This is a genomic window from Enterobacter sp. CRENT-193 (assembly GCF_002787395.1).
GTDB classification, from domain to species: Bacteria; Pseudomonadota; Gammaproteobacteria; order Enterobacterales; family Enterobacteriaceae; genus Enterobacter; species Enterobacter hormaechei_C.
This window is the reverse complement of sequence record NZ_CP024812.1, coordinates 1,404,254-1,417,749: the sequence shown is the minus strand read 5'-3', so window position 1 is coordinate 1,417,749 and position 13,496 is coordinate 1,404,254. Positions and strand designations below refer to the sequence as shown.

General features: G+C 57.7%; 16 protein-coding genes. 9 read left to right on the top strand and 7 right to left on the bottom strand.

Going from position 1 to position 13,496, the window contains the following annotated elements; genetic code table 11:
• Positions 1 to 27: 27 nt before the first annotated feature.
• Positions 28 to 891, bottom strand: a complete 864-nt coding sequence (gene rsmI / locus CU081_RS07025; RefSeq protein ID WP_000809144.1) for a 16S rRNA (cytidine(1402)-2'-O)-methyltransferase — start codon at positions 889 to 891, stop codon at positions 28 to 30.
• Between the two features lie 61 nt (positions 892 to 952).
• Here rsmI and CU081_RS07015 point away from each other — a divergent pair, with 61 nt between their 5' ends.
• From CU081_RS07015 to dolP, 4 genes are read left to right on the top strand one after another with little or no spacing between them, the layout of a single operon-like run.
• Positions 953 to 3,091, top strand: coding sequence for a penicillin-binding protein activator (locus tag CU081_RS07015; protein ID WP_022651910.1), 2,139 nt, complete (start codon positions 953 to 955; stop codon positions 3,089 to 3,091).
• Positions 3,049 to 3,444, top strand: coding sequence for a YraN family protein (locus CU081_RS07010; RefSeq protein ID WP_003861751.1), 396 nt, complete (start codon positions 3,049 to 3,051; stop codon positions 3,442 to 3,444). Before CU081_RS07015 ends, CU081_RS07010 begins: the two co-directional genes overlap by 43 nt.
• Positions 3,445 to 3,465: 21 nt before the next feature.
• Positions 3,466 to 4,056: a DnaA initiator-associating protein DiaA gene (gene diaA, locus CU081_RS07005; RefSeq protein WP_003861754.1), complete on the top strand. Its 591-nt coding sequence runs from the start codon at positions 3,466 to 3,468 to the stop codon at positions 4,054 to 4,056.
• A gap of 9 nt (positions 4,057 to 4,065) precedes the next feature.
• Complete coding sequence (dolP, locus tag CU081_RS07000; protein ID WP_003861756.1) at positions 4,066 to 4,641, top strand: division/outer membrane stress-associated lipid-binding lipoprotein; 576 nt, start codon at positions 4,066 to 4,068, stop codon at positions 4,639 to 4,641.
• A gap of 50 nt (positions 4,642 to 4,691) precedes the next feature.
• Here the strand turns inward: dolP and CU081_RS06995 are convergent, their stop codons facing one another.
• Positions 4,692 to 5,729: a permease gene (locus CU081_RS06995; RefSeq protein ID WP_003861758.1), complete on the bottom strand. Its 1,038-nt coding sequence runs from the start codon at positions 5,727 to 5,729 to the stop codon at positions 4,692 to 4,694.
• 40 nt (positions 5,730 to 5,769) lie between these two features.
• Positions 5,770 to 6,414 carry an NAD(P)H-binding protein gene (locus tag CU081_RS06990; protein ID WP_022651911.1) on the bottom strand — a complete coding sequence of 215 codons (645 nt, stop codon included), beginning with the start codon at positions 6,412 to 6,414 and terminating at the stop codon, positions 5,770 to 5,772.
• Between the two features lie 128 nt (positions 6,415 to 6,542).
• On the opposite strand from CU081_RS06990, the gene CU081_RS06985 reads away from it, so the two are divergent.
• The gene (locus CU081_RS06985) at positions 6,543 to 7,061 is read left to right on the top strand and encodes a type 1 glutamine amidotransferase domain-containing protein (RefSeq protein WP_015571965.1); all 519 of its coding nucleotides are present in this window, start codon (positions 6,543 to 6,545) and stop codon (positions 7,059 to 7,061) included.
• Here the strand turns inward: CU081_RS06985 and CU081_RS06980 are convergent.
• On the bottom strand, positions 7,041 to 7,475 hold the full coding sequence (locus CU081_RS06980; RefSeq protein WP_003861766.1) for a YhbP family protein: 435 nt from the start codon (positions 7,473 to 7,475) through the stop codon (positions 7,041 to 7,043). The genes CU081_RS06985 and CU081_RS06980 overlap by 21 nt on opposite strands.
• A 14-nt stretch (positions 7,476 to 7,489) precedes the next feature.
• Here CU081_RS06980 and CU081_RS06975 point away from each other — a divergent pair, with 14 nt between their 5' ends.
• Positions 7,490 to 7,819, top strand: coding sequence for a GIY-YIG nuclease family protein (locus CU081_RS06975; protein WP_003861768.1), 330 nt, complete (start codon positions 7,490 to 7,492; stop codon positions 7,817 to 7,819).
• Here the strand turns inward: CU081_RS06975 and CU081_RS06970 are convergent.
• Positions 7,806 to 8,309, bottom strand: coding sequence for a GNAT family N-acetyltransferase (locus CU081_RS06970; protein WP_003861769.1), 504 nt, complete (start codon positions 8,307 to 8,309; stop codon positions 7,806 to 7,808). The two genes, CU081_RS06975 and CU081_RS06970, sit on opposite strands and share 14 nt — an antisense overlap.
• Positions 8,303 to 8,827, bottom strand: coding sequence for a ubiquinone anaerobic biosynthesis accessory factor UbiT (gene ubiT, locus CU081_RS06965; RefSeq protein ID WP_003861771.1), 525 nt, complete (start codon positions 8,825 to 8,827; stop codon positions 8,303 to 8,305). The genes CU081_RS06970 and ubiT overlap by 7 nt, the downstream gene beginning before the upstream one ends.
• 221 nt (positions 8,828 to 9,048) lie before the next feature.
• Here ubiT and ubiU point away from each other — a divergent pair, with 221 nt between their 5' ends.
• The 3 genes from ubiU (at position 9,049) to CU081_RS06950 (ending at position 12,016) form a co-directional block, all read left to right on the top strand.
• The gene (gene ubiU, locus CU081_RS06960) at positions 9,049 to 10,044 is read left to right on the top strand and encodes a ubiquinone anaerobic biosynthesis protein UbiU (RefSeq protein WP_003861773.1); all 996 of its coding nucleotides are present in this window, start codon (positions 9,049 to 9,051) and stop codon (positions 10,042 to 10,044) included.
• Positions 10,045 to 10,051: 7 nt separating this feature from the next.
• On the top strand, positions 10,052 to 10,930 hold the full coding sequence (locus tag CU081_RS06955) for a U32 family peptidase (protein WP_003861775.1): 879 nt from the start codon (positions 10,052 to 10,054) through the stop codon (positions 10,928 to 10,930).
• A 78-nt stretch (positions 10,931 to 11,008) separates the two neighbouring features.
• On the top strand, positions 11,009 to 12,016 hold the full coding sequence (locus CU081_RS06950; RefSeq protein WP_003861777.1) for a luciferase-like monooxygenase: 1,008 nt from the start codon (positions 11,009 to 11,011) through the stop codon (positions 12,014 to 12,016).
• A gap of 100 nt (positions 12,017 to 12,116) precedes the next feature.
• On the opposite strand, the gene mtr is transcribed toward CU081_RS06950, so the two are convergent.
• Positions 12,117 to 13,361 carry a tryptophan permease gene (mtr, locus tag CU081_RS06945; RefSeq protein WP_003861779.1) on the bottom strand — a complete coding sequence of 415 codons (1,245 nt, stop codon included), beginning with the start codon at positions 13,359 to 13,361 and terminating at the stop codon, positions 12,117 to 12,119.
• Between the last annotated feature and the right edge of the window lie 135 nt (positions 13,362 to 13,496).

Sequence of the window (13,496 nt, the reverse complement as noted above, 5' to 3'; positions counted from 1 at the left end):
CCACCCGGCAAAACAGGCGGCAGGGGCTTACTCCCCCTGCTGCTCCAGCGCATATTTATACAGTGCATTTTTCTTCACGCCGTGGATCTCCGCCGCCAGCGCCGCCGCTTTTTTCAGGGGGAGTTCAGCCTGTAGCAGAGCCAGCGTACGCAGCGCATCGGCAGGCAGAGCGTCTTCCTGCGCTTTGTGCCCTTCAACAATCAGCACCATTTCGCCCTTGCGGCGGTTTTCATCCTCTTTCACCCACGCCAGCAGTTCGCCAACCGGCGCACCGTGAATGGTTTCCCACGTTTTGGTCAACTCGCGCGCCAGCACCACGTAGCGCCCTTCGCCCCAGACGGTCACCATATCTTCCAGGCTTTCCAGCAGACGGTGAGTTGATTCGTAGAAGATCAACGTACGCGGTTCAGCTTCCAGATCCTTTAATACATCGCGACGGCCTTTGGATTTAGCAGGCAGGAAGCCTTCGTAGCAGAAACGATCGGACGGCAGGCCCGCAGCGCTTAACGCCGCAATGGCCGCGCACGGCCCGGGCAGCGGCACAACGCGGATGCCTGCTTCACGGCAGGTGCGTACCAGATGGTAGCCCGGATCGTTGATCAGCGGCGTTCCCGCATCGGAGACCAGCGCGATGTTCTGCCCTTCTTTAAGCTTCGCCACCAGCGTTTCGGCTTTTTGTTGCTCATTGTGATCGTGCAGGGCAAACAAACGGGCGTTAATGGCAAAGTGTTGTAGCAGTAAACCGGTATGACGGGTGTCTTCAGCAGCAATTAAATCAACAGCTTGCAATACGGTGAGCGCACGTTGGGTAATATCAGACAAATTCCCGATAGGAGTAGGTACAATATAAAGCTGGCCTTGAGAATTATCTGCCGTTTCGTGTTGTTTCATTGTTTCGTCCGTATTGCCGATTTAATATTGAGCATTGCGTAAAAAAATCACTGGATACAGTATGGTACCGTTAACGTTTCTTCGAAAAAAAGCCGCGCACAGCGTGCCCCTCCTGCTGGCAGCCCTGATCTTTACCGGCTGCGGCACCCAGGCACCTGACCAGAGCACTGCTCATATGCAGGGATCCGCTCAGGCTGATTCTGGCTTTTATCTGCAACAAATGTCGCAGAGTACAAATGATACCAGGATCAACTGGCAATTACTCGCCATTCGTGCACTGCTGAAAGAAGGGAAAACCCAGCAGGCCGCCGAGCTGTTCAGCCAGCTGCCGCAGGATCTTAACGACACTCAGCGCCATGAGCAGACGCTGCTGTCGGCAGAACTGAAGGTCGCGCAAAAAGATTACGACGGCGCGAAGAAGATCCTCGGCACCATCGATCTCAGCACGCTGGATAAAAACCAGCAGGCCCGTTTCTGGCAGGCCGGTATCACCGCTGAGCAGGGTCGCCCTTCCCTGACGCTACTCCGCGCGCTGATTGCCCAGGAGCCTCTGCTCGCGGGTGCAGACAAGCAAAAAAATATTGACGCAACCTGGCAGGCGCTCGCCTCCATGACCCAGGATCAGGCCAAGGCGCTGGTAATCAACGCCGATGAAAATGTCCTGCAAGGCTGGCTGGATCTGCAACAGATGTGGTTCAACAACCGCAGCGATCCGAACATGCTGAAAGCCGGCATTACCGACTGGCAAAAGCGTTACCCGCAAAACCCGGGAGCGAAAATGCTGCCAACGCAGCTGGTGAACGTGCAAAACTTTAAGCCCGCCTCCACCAGCAAAATCGCCCTGCTGCTGCCGTTAAACGGTCAGGCTGCGGTGTTTGGTCGCGCCATTCAGCAAGGTTTTGAAGCCGCGAAAAACGGCACCACCGCCGTCAGCGGCAGCGCGGTTCCGGCGCAGGCTGCACAGGCGGCGAATGTGAATGACGTTGTCAGCCCGTCCGCCGCCGAAACCAGCGACCTGACCACCGCGCAAACCCCTGCGCAGGGCACCATGCAGAATCCGGTTACCGCCCCAACGACGCAGCCTGCTACCCCAGCGCCTGCGGCAACACAGGCCCCGGCTGAAACACCGGCGCCCGCGACGGCAGAACAACCTCAGCCGCAAACCGCGCAGCCGGAACAGCAGCCAGCAACCCAGCCGCAGGCTGTGGCCACCACCAGCGCTTATCCTGGTGCAGAGTTGAAAATCTACGACACCAGCGCCCAGCCGCTTGACCAGGTGCTGGCGCAGGTTCAGCAGGACGGGGCCAGCATCGTTGTCGGCCCGCTGTTGAAAAACAACGTGGAAGCGCTGATGAAGAGCAACACCACGCTGAACGTGCTGGCGCTTAACCAGCCTGAGCAGGTTCAGAACCGCGCCAATATCTGTTACTTCGCCCTCTCTCCGGAGGATGAAGCCCGCGATGCGGCCCGCCATATTCACGAGCAGGGCAAGCAGGCGCCGCTGCTGCTGATCCCACGCAGCACGCTGGGCGATCGCGTTGCCAACGCGTTTGCGCAAGAGTGGCAGACCCTTGGCGGTGGCGTGGTGTTGCAGCAGAAATTTGGCTCAGCTTCCGAACTGAGAGCGGGCGTGAACGGCGGGGCAGGTATTGCCCTCAACGGTAGCCCGGTATCCGCCAGCCTTCCGCAGCAGCAGAGCGTCACCATCGGCGGTCTGACGATCCCAGCGCCCCCTACCGACGCGCAAATCAGCGGCGGCGGTAAAGTGGATTCGGCGTACATCGTCGCTACGCCGGAAGAGATCGCCTTTATCAAACCGATGATCGCCATGCGTAACGGCAGCCAGAGCGGCGCAACGCTCTACGCCAGCTCACGCAGCGCACAGGGTACCGCAGGCCCGGATTTCCGTCTGGAAATGGAAGGACTGCAATACAGCGAGATCCCGATGCTGGCAGGCAGCAACCCGCAGTTGATGCAGCAGGCGCTGGGCGCGGTGCGCAATGACTATTCCCTGGCGCGTCTGTACGCGATGGGCGTCGATGCCTGGGCGCTGGCAAACCACTTCACCCAGATGCGCCAGGTACCGGGCTTCGAGCTTAACGGGAATACCGGCGATCTGACCGCCGATCAGGATTGTGTGATTAACAGGAAGTTATCATGGCTCAAATACCAGCAGGGGCAGATTGTCCCGGCCAGTTAAGCCGTAAACAGACCGGCGACGCGTGGGAGTTAAAGGCGCGTCGCTGGCTTGAAGGCAAAGGACTGCGCTTTGTCGCCGCCAACGTTCGCGGGCGCGGCGGCGAGATTGACCTGATCATGAAAGACGGTCAGACCATCGTGTTTGTTGAAGTTCGCTACCGACAGTCGTCCCGTTTTGGCGGTGCTGCCGCCAGCGTGACGCTCGCCAAACAACAAAAATTATTACAGACTGCCCACTTGTGGCTTGCCCGCCATAATGGGAGTTTTGATACTGTGGATTGCCGTTTCGATGTGGTAGCCTTCACCGGAAATGCGATCGACTGGCTTAAAAACGCGTTTGGCGAAGACGCATAAATAAGATTTTAAAGGGATACCGTGCTCGAACGAATTAAAGTGTGCTTCACAGAAAGCATTCAAACGCAGATTGCCGCGGCGGAAGCCCTTCCGGACGCGATCTCGCGTGCAGCGATGACACTGGTTCAGTCGCTGCTCAACGGCAACAAAATCCTCTGTTGTGGCAATGGCACGTCCGCCGCCAACGCACAGCATTTTGCTGCCAGCATGATTAATCGCTTCGAAACCGAGCGCCCGAGTTTACCTGCCATTGCACTAAACACCGATAACGTGGTCTTAACTGCGATTGCCAACGATCGTCTGCATGACGAAATCTACGCCAAGCAGGTGCGTGCCTTAGGCCATGCCGGAGACGTGCTGCTGGCGATCTCCACGCGCGGTAACAGCCGGGATATCGTTAAAGCGGTTGAAGCGGCAGTGACCCGGGATATGACGATTGTCGCCCTGACCGGTTACGACGGCGGTGAGCTGGCTGGCCTGCTGGGGCCGCAGGATGTGGAGATCCGCATTCCTTCGCACCGTAGCGCCCGCATCCAGGAGATGCATATGCTCACGGTGAACTGCTTATGCGATCTGATCGATAACACGCTTTTCCCTCACCAGGATGATTAAGGAGTTCTCATGAAGGTTTTATCGGCCCTTGCAGTCGTGATGTCTGCATTACTGCTTCAGGGATGCATCGCTGCCGCTGTAGTCGGTACCGCAGCGGTCGGCACCAAAGCAGCGACCGATCCGCGTACCGTTGGGACGCAGGTGGATGACGGTACGCTTGAGCTGCGCGTAAACAGTGCGCTGTCGAAAGACGAGCAGATCAAGAAGGAAGCACGCATCAACGTGACGGCTTATCAGGGCAAAGTGCTGCTGGCAGGCCAGGCGCCAAATCCTGAACTCGCCTCGCGCGCCAAACAGATCGCGATGGGTGTGGAAGGCACGGCGGAAGTGTATAACGAGATCCGCCAGGGCCAGCCGATTGGTCTCGGCACCGCGTCATCTGATACCTGGATCACCACCAAAGTGCGTTCCCAGCTGCTGGGTACCGACCAGGTGAAATCCTCAAACGTGAAAGTGACCACGGAGAACGGCGAAGTGTTCCTGCTGGGTCTGGTGACGGAACGTGAAGGGAAAGCGGCAGCGGATATCGCCAGCCGGGTGAGCGGCGTGAAGCACGTCACCACCGCGTTTACTTATATTAAGTAATTCACACCTGACTGTAAGCCCGGTAAGCGCAAGCGCCACCGGGCTTTTTTTCACACAAGCGCCATACTCCCCACAATCACTCCACTCAACGCCACCAGCCCCGCAGTCAGCCACAGCGCTTTCGCCGGGAATGATTTACGCAGCATGATAAGCGACGGCAGGCTCACCGCCGGCAGCGTGATGAGCAGCGCCAGCGCCGGTGCGGTCCCCATACCGGCCATCATCATGGTCTGAATAATCGGGATCTCCGCCGCGGTTGGGATCACGAACAGGCAACCGGCCACCGCCATCGCAATCACCCACATCAGCGTGTTGTCGATAGCGCCATCCGCATGCGGGAACAGCCAGACGCGCGCGGCCCCCAGCACCAGTACGGCCAGGATATAGACCGGAATGGTGCTCCAGAAAAGCTGCCACAGCGCTTTGCCCCAGCGAGCAAAGAAACTGCCCTGCGGCTCGCTGACGTCCAGCTCAACGGAAGCAGACCCGGCCTCGTTGTCTTTCACCAGGTGCTGCACCAGCGTAGCGACAAGCACCACCGTCAGCAGGCCAGCCGCCAGACGGATAAACGCGAAATGCCAGCCGAGAACGAAGCCCATAAACACCAGCGTTGCCGGATTCAGCAGTGGGTTACCCATCCAGAAGGCAAGCGCGCCGCCCATCGACACGCGCTGTCGGCGCATACCCGCCGCCACCGGTGCGGCGCAGCAGGAACACATCATGCCCGGCAGGGAGAAAATCGTCCCCAGCAGCGTGCCCTGCAAGCGCGGCTGTCCCAGGGTTTTCACCAGCCAGTTACGCGGGATAAGTACCTGAATCAGCGAGCCCAGCAATACGCCCAATACCGCCGCTTTCCAGACGGCAAGAAAATAGACCATTGCGTAATCCCACGCCGCGCGTAGCGGGCTGGAATCGGCCTGCGCGAGAATCGATTTACCGATGCTGTGGGTGTCGGCGGCGGTGAAGGCTTTACCGTAGTACGGCTGCCATTTCACATACCAGAGGCCAATGATGACCACGAGAAAGAAGAGTGCGGGCTTCCACCACTGAACAGGTGTTGCCGCCTGAGATGAAGACTGACCAGTCATACCATTCCCCGGAAGGTGTTATTTAATAAGCCGGGGAAGTTTACGCCTCGCCCTGCGCGATTTCACCCAGTTTTGCCGAAGGGATAATATTAACCCCCTCCTGCGACGGAGCCAGCGCCTCTTTTAGCATCGCCAGCGCGACATCCCGCGCCTCGATGGACTTCCAGTTACCCGGCAGAATGCGAAACAGCGGAGCGAAAAAAGACTCGTTAAAACGATGTTCGTCACGGTGCCCCATCAGCATGGAAGGCCGCGCGATGGTCAGGCGCTCCCATTTCTGCGCGATTAACGCCTCTTCCATTTTGCCCTTCACCTGGTTGTAAAAAAACGGCGAGCCTGCGTTCGCGCCGTGCGCGCTGACCACCAGGAAATGTTTTGCGCCCAGCTTTTTCGCCGTCAGGGCGGTATCCACCACCAGGGTGTAATCCGCATGGACAAAAGCTTCTTTACTGCCCGCTTCCCGTCGGGTGGTGCCAAGGCAGCAAAAGGCGATATCAATGGGATCCTGCACCTGCGCCAGCGCGTCGGTGAGCTGTGGATCGTGCGGGTTATAGACGCCGGTGATATCCAACAGCGGGCGACGCGTCGGGGCGGCGATATAGTTGATATGCCGATCCTGGATCAGCAGCCGCAGCAGATGTCCACCCACCAGCCCGGTTGCGCCGGTAATCAGTACCTGACTCATCTTATCCCCTTTACAGAATTGTCCGTTTGCGTTCTGGGCCTGCTCTACCACACTTAAAAGTCTGTTACAGGTAAGTATTTACCACAAACGGGAAAAAAACAGTCTGAAGCGAAAACAACGGAGGAAGCATGGGTAAAAAAATCGCAGTCTTGATTACCGACGAGTTTGAAGATTCAGAATTTACGTCGCCAGCAGAGGCATTCCGGAAGGCGGGCCACGAGGTGGTCACCATCGAGAAAGAAGCGGGTAAAACCGTGAAGGGCCATAAGGGCGAAGCCAGCGTGACCATTGACGAATCCATTGATAACGTCAGCCCGTCGGATTTCGACGCCCTGCTGTTACCGGGCGGCCATTCACCGGATTCCCTGCGCGGGGACGAGCGTTTCGTCACCTTTACCCGTGACTTCGTCGGCACCGGTAAACCGGTGTTTGCCATTTGCCACGGTCCGCAGCTGCTGATCAGCGCCGAGGTGGTACGCGGGCGTAAGCTCACCGCGGTGAAGCCGATCGTTATCGATCTGAAAAACGCGGGAGCCGAGTTCTACGATCAGGAAGTGGTGAACGATAACGATCAGCTGATCACCAGCCGTACGCCGGACGATCTTCCAGCGTTTAACCGCGAAGCGCTACGCCTGCTCGGCGCGTAACCAGTGCAGCTTTTTACCAAAGCCCAGGGTGTTGTCGGTAAATTTCAGCTCATCAAGGCGGATTTCCCACACCGGGGCTTTTAGCGCCGCAGCCACCGGGAAGCGGCGCGTATAGCGTTTACGTTGCGCGTCGCTCTCCTCCCCTTCCAGGCGACGAATTTCACCTTTGAACTGGACCCCGCGGATCAGCGCAACGGTTTTAGGCTGACCGTTTACCGTACCTGCCACTTTTGCCTGTTGGCCCGTCATCTGCGCATGCCGCGTTTTGTCTTCGCTCATTACGTAAAAGGCCACGCGCTCGGGATCGTAGTAATAAAAGGCATTTGCGCACCACATCTCCTCGTCTTTACAGACGCACCAGGTCACGACATGCTGCTTTGCCAGCCAGCGGTTAATGGCGGCCAGTGTTTCCATTTTCGCTCTCTCTCATGCTATGGTGCGTTCACCTTAACATACTGAATCTGTTTACTGTGTGCTGGTTTCTCTATCTTGTCCGAACCGCTGATAATGCACTCTACACCGGGATCACTACCGATGTGGCACGGCGTTTTTTACAACATCAAACGGGGAAAGGGGCGAAAGCACTACGGGGGAAAGGTGAACTTCAGTTAGCGTTTTCAGCCGCCGTGGGCGACAGATCCCTGGCGCTCAGGCTGGAATACCGCATCAAGCAGCTGACAAAGCGCCAGAAAGAGCGTCTCGTCAACGGGGACGGCTCTTTCGAGGCGCTACGCGAAAGCCTGCTTAAAAACGATTGAAATGATCGTGGTACTCCACCAGACCGGTAACGCCGTCGAGCGCATCATCTGCCAGAGGATGCACCTGGAAAGATGTTTCCGTGCCCGGCCAGTGGCAGCGCAGATCGTATCTGGACGCTGGCTCAAAACCTAAACGTTCGTAGAACGCCGGATCGCCCAGAACGACGACAGCGGCATAGCCAAATTCATTCAGTGAATCCAGTCCTTCATAGACCAGCTGGCGCGCCAGGCCCTGGCCACGGTAGTTTTCATCCACCGCCAACGGCGCCATGCCGACCCACTGCAACTCTTCACCCTGCACAATCACCGGGCTGAAGGCCACGTAGCCGACCACCTGCCCTTCATCGTCAGTGGCAACCAGGCCCAGCGTAATCAGGCCATCTTCGCGAAGATCGTGAACCAGTTGGGCTTCGGCGTCGCCTGCAAAAGAGCGGCGTAACAACGCATCGATACCCGGCGCATCAATCCCAATTTCGACTCGAATCAGCATGGTTCACCTACTGAAGTGTGTTTACTGTCCGGCGGGGTTTTTAGCCCGGCCTCAACGAAATCTGCCATTTGCATCAACATCATACGCAGCGCTTTCGGCATCTGCTCCAGTTCAATGGCATCCATTAAATTTTTGACGTACAGACCGAGCTCCGTGTCGCCTTCAATCACCAGACGACGCTGGAAGAAGAGGGTGTCCGGATCCTGTTTGCGCGCGGCGATCATCAGCAGATCGCTGGCATCCGCGCTAAAGCTGACATCCGCCTCGGCGGTTTCACGGACGATAAGCCGATCGTTCTCAACGGAAGTAAACCAGCGCAACCCGATATCGCGCACTTCAATCTTTAACCAGCGGCCTTCCAGAAACTCCAGCTCACCGTCCTGTAGCGCCTGGCGGAACTGCCAGCTCAGTACCTGTTCCAGCACCTGGCGTTTAAGCGCGAACGGCGCCAGTTTTACCGGCACGCTCAGCATTGATGGACCAAATTGTACGAGACGTGAACGCAGTTTATCCAGCACGAGCTTTACTCCCTGATAGCTATAGTCCTGCTATTTTGCCATATCCCGACAAGAAGATAGCGGCGTAAATCAACAAACCGTTGTCCGGTGTACCTCATTATTGGTGCCATCAATACGCCATTAGCTGCCTTAAATCAAAAATTGTCGCGTATGGGTTAATTAAAATCCCAGCTCGTTAACATTTTTTACGATCCCTGCGATCGACAACATCGGGATAAATTATGGAGCTGCTCTGCCCTGCCGGAAACCTTCCGGCGCTTAAGGCGGCCATCGAAAATGGGGCCGATGCGGTCTATATCGGGCTGAAAGATGATACCAACGCCCGCCATTTTGCGGGTCTTAACTTTACGGAGAAAAAGCTTCAGGAAGCCGTTAACTTCGTCCACCAGCACCGGCGCAAACTGCACATCGCCATCAATACCTTTGCCCATCCTGATGGCTATGCCCGCTGGCAGCGCGCCGTGGATATGGCGGCCCAGCTGGGCGCCGATGCGCTGATCCTGGCCGATCTCGCCATGCTTGAGTATGCGGCAGAACGTTATCCGCATATTGAGCGCCATGTCTCTGTTCAGGCATCGGCCACCAATGAAGAGGCCGTCCGTTTTTATCATCGACACTTTGACGTGGCTCGCGTGGTGCTGCCGCGCGTACTCTCTATTCATCAGGTTAAGCAACTGGCGCGCGTCACGCCAGTGCCGCTGGAGGTTTTTGCCTTCGGCAGCCTGTGCATCATGGCCGAAGGCCGCTGCTATCTTTCCTCGTATTTGACCGGCGAATCGCCAAATACCGTCGGCGCCTGCTCGCCTGCCCGCTTCGTTCGCTGGCAGCAAACGCCGCAGGGACTGGAGTCACGCCTGAATGATGTGTTAATTGACCGCTATCAGGACGGTGAAAACGCGGGCTACCCGACGCTGTGCAAAGGCCGATATCTGGTGGACGGCGAGCGCTACCACGCGCTGGAGGAGCCCACCAGCCTCAACACGCTGGAACTGCTGCCAGAGCTGCTGGCCGCCAATATTGCCTCGGTGAAAATCGAAGGCCGCCAGCGCAGCCCGGCCTACGTGAGCCAGGTGGCAAAGGTGTGGCGTCAGGCCATCGACCGCTGCATGGCGGACCCGCAAAACTACGCTCCGCAGGCGGCATGGATGGAGACGCTCGGCGCGATGTCCGAAGGCACCCAAACCACGCTCGGCGCGTATCACCGTAAATGGCAGTGAGATAATCATGAAATATTCATTAGGGCCGGTGCTTTACTACTGGCCAAAAGAGACGCTGGAAGATTTTTACCAGCAGGCGGCTAACAGCAGCGCCGATGTGATTTACCTCGGCGAAGCGGTGTGCAGCAAGCGCCGCGCCACCAAAGTGGGCGACTGGCTGGATATGGCGAAAAGCCTGGCCGGCAGCGGCAAGCAGGTGGTGCTCTCGACGCTGGCGCTGGTGCAGGCGTCCTCTGAACTGGGCGAGCTGAAGCGCTACGTCGAAAACGGTGAGTTCCTGCTGGAGGCGAGCGACCTGGGCGTGGTGAACATGTGCGCCGAACGTAAGCTGCCGTTTGTCGCCGGACATGCCCTGAACTGCTATAACGCCGTGACCCTGCGCCTGCTGCTCAAACAGGGGATGACCCGCTGGTGCATGCCGGTTGAACTCTCCCGCGACTGGCTGGCCAACCTGCTTACACAGTGCGAAGAGCTGGGCATTCGCAACAAGTTTGAAGTGGAAGTTCTGAGCTATGGGCATCTGCCGCTGGCCTACTCTGCCCGCTGCTTCACCGCACGTTCCGAAGATCGTCCGAAAGACGAGTGCGAAACCTGCTGCATTAAGTACCCGAACGGACGCAGCATGCTGTCGCAGGAGAATCAGCAGGTGTTTGTTCTTAACGGCATTCAGACCATGAGCGGTTACGTCTATAACCTCGGCAACGAACTGGCGTCAATGCACGGGCTGGTGGATATGGTGCGTCTTTCGCCGCTGGATACCGGCGTATTCGCCATGCTGGACGCCTTCCGCGCCAACGAAAATGGCGCTGCTCCACTGCCTCTGACGGCAAACAGCGACTGCAACGGTTACTGGCGACGTCTCGCCGGGCTGGAATTGCAGGCATAAAAAAGGCTCACTTTGTTAACAACGGTTATCATTTTTTAATGCAGTATTAAAGATTGACCGTCGACAAAGTGAGCTGTTATGACTGACAAAACCATTCCGTTTTCGGTGCTGGATCTGGCGCCGATCCCACAAGGCTCCTCGGCCAGAGAAGCCTTCACGCACTCTCTCGATCTTGCTCAGCTTGCCGAAAAGCGCGGCTATCACCGCTACTGGCTGGCGGAGCACCACAATATGGTGGGCATCGCCAGCGCCGCCACCTCGGTGCTGATTGGCTATCTGGCGGCGAATACCACCACACTGCACCTGGGCTCCGGCGGCGTGATGCTGCCGAACCACGCCCCGCTGGTGATCGCCGAGCAGTTCGGCACGCTGAATACCCTCTATCCGGGCCGTATTGATTTAGGGCTTGGCCGCGCGCCGGGCAGCGACCAGCCGACCATGCGCGCCCTGCGCCGCCATATGAGCGGCGATATCGATAACTTCCCGCGCGATGTGGCGGAGCTGGTGGACTGGTTTGACGCGCGTGACCCGAACCCGCACGTGCGTCCTGTGCCGGGGTACGGGGAAAAGATCCCGGTATGGCTGTTAGGCTCAAGTCTGTACAGCGCGCAGCTCGCCGCCCAGTTGGGGCTGCCGTTTGCGTTTGCCTCGCATTTCGCACCGGATATGCTGCATCAGGCGCTGCATCTCTACCGCACGCACTTCAAACCGTCCGAGCGTCTGGAGAAACCGTACGCGATGGTGTGTATCAATATCATTGCCGCCGACAGCAACCGCGACGCGGAATTCCTGTTCACCTCCATGCAGCAGGCGTTTGTGAAGCTGCGTCGCGGTGAGACGGGCCAGCTGCCGCCGCCGGTAGAGAATATGCATCAGCTATGGTCGGCCTCCGAGCAGTATGGCGTGCAGCAGGCTCTGAGTATGTCGCTGGTAGGTGATAAGGCGAAAGTGCGTCACGGGCTGGAGTCGGTGCTGCGTGAAACCCAGGCGGATGAGATTATGGTTAACGGCCAGATTTTCGATCACCAGGCGCGTCTGCATTCGTTTGATTTGGCAATGCAGGTGAAAGAGGAGTTGGTGGGGTAGTTTTTTGCTTTGCCCGGTGGCGCTTCGCTTACCGGGCCTACATTCTTTTCTCCCTCTCCCTGCGGCAGAGGGCCGGGGTGAGGGGTTCAGACCGCACGTTTTACTGATACACAGGCAACAGATTAAAACTCGACAGCACGTGGACCACCGCGTTGCCGATACCAAATACCAGAATCAGCGCAATCATCGGCTTTCCGCCCCAGACGCGGAATTTCGGGCTGCCGAAGCGCTTACGTGATTTGCGCGCCAGCAGCGCCGGTACAATCGCCGCCCAGATGGTGGCCGCCAGTCCCGCATAGCCGATGGCGTACAGGAAACCGTTCGGCCACAGCAGGCCGCCCACAATCGGCGGCAGGAAGGTCAACAGCGCCGTTTTGAAGCGCCCCGTCGCAGAGTCATCAAAACCAAACAGATCCGCCAGGTAGTCAAACAGGCCCAGCGTCACGCCGAGGAATGAACTCGCCACCGCAAAGTTCGAGAAGACCACCAGAAGCAGATCCAGGCTGCGGCTGTTCAGCACGCCGCCCAGCGCCTGTACCAGCACATCAATGTTACCGCCCTTCTGCGCAATGCCGATAAATTCCGGACGCGGGATGTTACCCATCGTCCCCAGCAGCCAGATCACATACAGCGCCAGCGCCAGCAGCGTGCCGTAAACCAGGCATTTCACGATGGTGCGCGGATCCTTGCCGTAGTACTTCATCAGGCTCGGTACGTTACCGTGGTAGCCAAACGACGCCAGACAGAACGGCAGGGTCATCAGCAGGTACGGCGTATAAGAGGTGTTCGTTTCGGCAACGTTAAACAGCGTGGCCGGCGTGACGTGCCCCAGCAGGCTGCCGAAGGTAAGAAAGAAGGTGATGACCTTTGCGCCCAGCACGATTGCCGTCATGCGGCTGACCGCTTTGGTGCTCATCCAGACGATAAACGCCACGCCCAGCGCGAAGCAGAGACCCGCCAGACGCGCCGGAACGTTCAGCGACATCTCTGAGAAGGTGTGATGCAGAATCGACCCGCTCGCTGAAATGTACGCGTAGGTCAGGATATAGAGTACAAACGCGATGGACAGCCCGTTCACCAGGTTCCAGCCTTTGCCCAACAGATCCCGGGTGAGGGTGTCGAAGCTGGAGCCAATGCGATAGTTCAGGTTTGCTTCAAGGATCATCAGCCCGGAATGGAGCATGCAGAACCAGGTGAAAACCAGCGCCGCCAGCGACCAGAAGAACCACGCACCGGACATGACCACAGGCAGGGAAAACATCCCGGCACCAATGATGGTTCCGCCGATGATCACCACGCCGCCAAGCAGCGAAGGTGACGTTTGGGTGGTGGTTAGTGTTGCCATGCGGCCTTATCTCCAGTGAAAAATGTGGTTCTGCATTTTAATGTGCTGCACTGTACCAGTACAAGAGTACAAAAGGAATAAAAAAAGCCCCGATAGCGACTATCGGGGCTGTATATTTTACTTTACGTCAGAAGC

Excerpts from the sequence above, each read along its gene's own strand:
- CU081_RS07010 (WP_003861751.1), top strand. The coding sequence starts at position 3,049 with ATGGCTCAAATACCAGCAGGGGCAGATTGTCCCGGCCAGTTAAGCCGT.
- CU081_RS07015 (WP_022651910.1), top strand. The coding sequence starts at position 953 with ATGGTACCGTTAACGTTTCTTCGAAAAAAAGCCGCGCACAGCGTGCCC.
- CU081_RS06995 (WP_003861758.1), bottom strand. The coding sequence starts at position 5,729 with ATGACTGGTCAGTCTTCATCTCAGGCGGCAACACCTGTTCAGTGGTGG.
- CU081_RS06980 (WP_003861766.1), bottom strand. The coding sequence starts at position 7,475 with ATGGAAACACTGGCCGCCATTAACCGCTGGCTGGCAAAGCAGCATGTC.
- CU081_RS06985 (WP_015571965.1), top strand. The coding sequence starts at position 6,543 with ATGGGTAAAAAAATCGCAGTCTTGATTACCGACGAGTTTGAAGATTCA.
- rsmI (WP_000809144.1), bottom strand. The coding sequence starts at position 891 with ATGAAACAACACGAAACGGCAGATAATTCTCAAGGCCAGCTTTATATT.
- CU081_RS06990 (WP_022651911.1), bottom strand. The coding sequence starts at position 6,414 with ATGAGTCAGGTACTGATTACCGGCGCAACCGGGCTGGTGGGTGGACAT.
- ubiU (WP_003861773.1), top strand. The coding sequence starts at position 9,049 with ATGGAGCTGCTCTGCCCTGCCGGAAACCTTCCGGCGCTTAAGGCGGCC.
- CU081_RS06975 (WP_003861768.1), top strand. The coding sequence starts at position 7,490 with ATGCTATGGTGCGTTCACCTTAACATACTGAATCTGTTTACTGTGTGC.
- dolP (WP_003861756.1), top strand. The coding sequence starts at position 4,066 with ATGAAGGTTTTATCGGCCCTTGCAGTCGTGATGTCTGCATTACTGCTT.
- CU081_RS06950 (WP_003861777.1), top strand. The coding sequence starts at position 11,009 with ATGACTGACAAAACCATTCCGTTTTCGGTGCTGGATCTGGCGCCGATC.
- mtr (WP_003861779.1), bottom strand. The coding sequence starts at position 13,361 with ATGGCAACACTAACCACCACCCAAACGTCACCTTCGCTGCTTGGCGGC.
- CU081_RS06955 (WP_003861775.1), top strand. The coding sequence starts at position 10,052 with ATGAAATATTCATTAGGGCCGGTGCTTTACTACTGGCCAAAAGAGACG.
- CU081_RS06970 (WP_003861769.1), bottom strand. The coding sequence starts at position 8,309 with ATGCTGATTCGAGTCGAAATTGGGATTGATGCGCCGGGTATCGATGCG.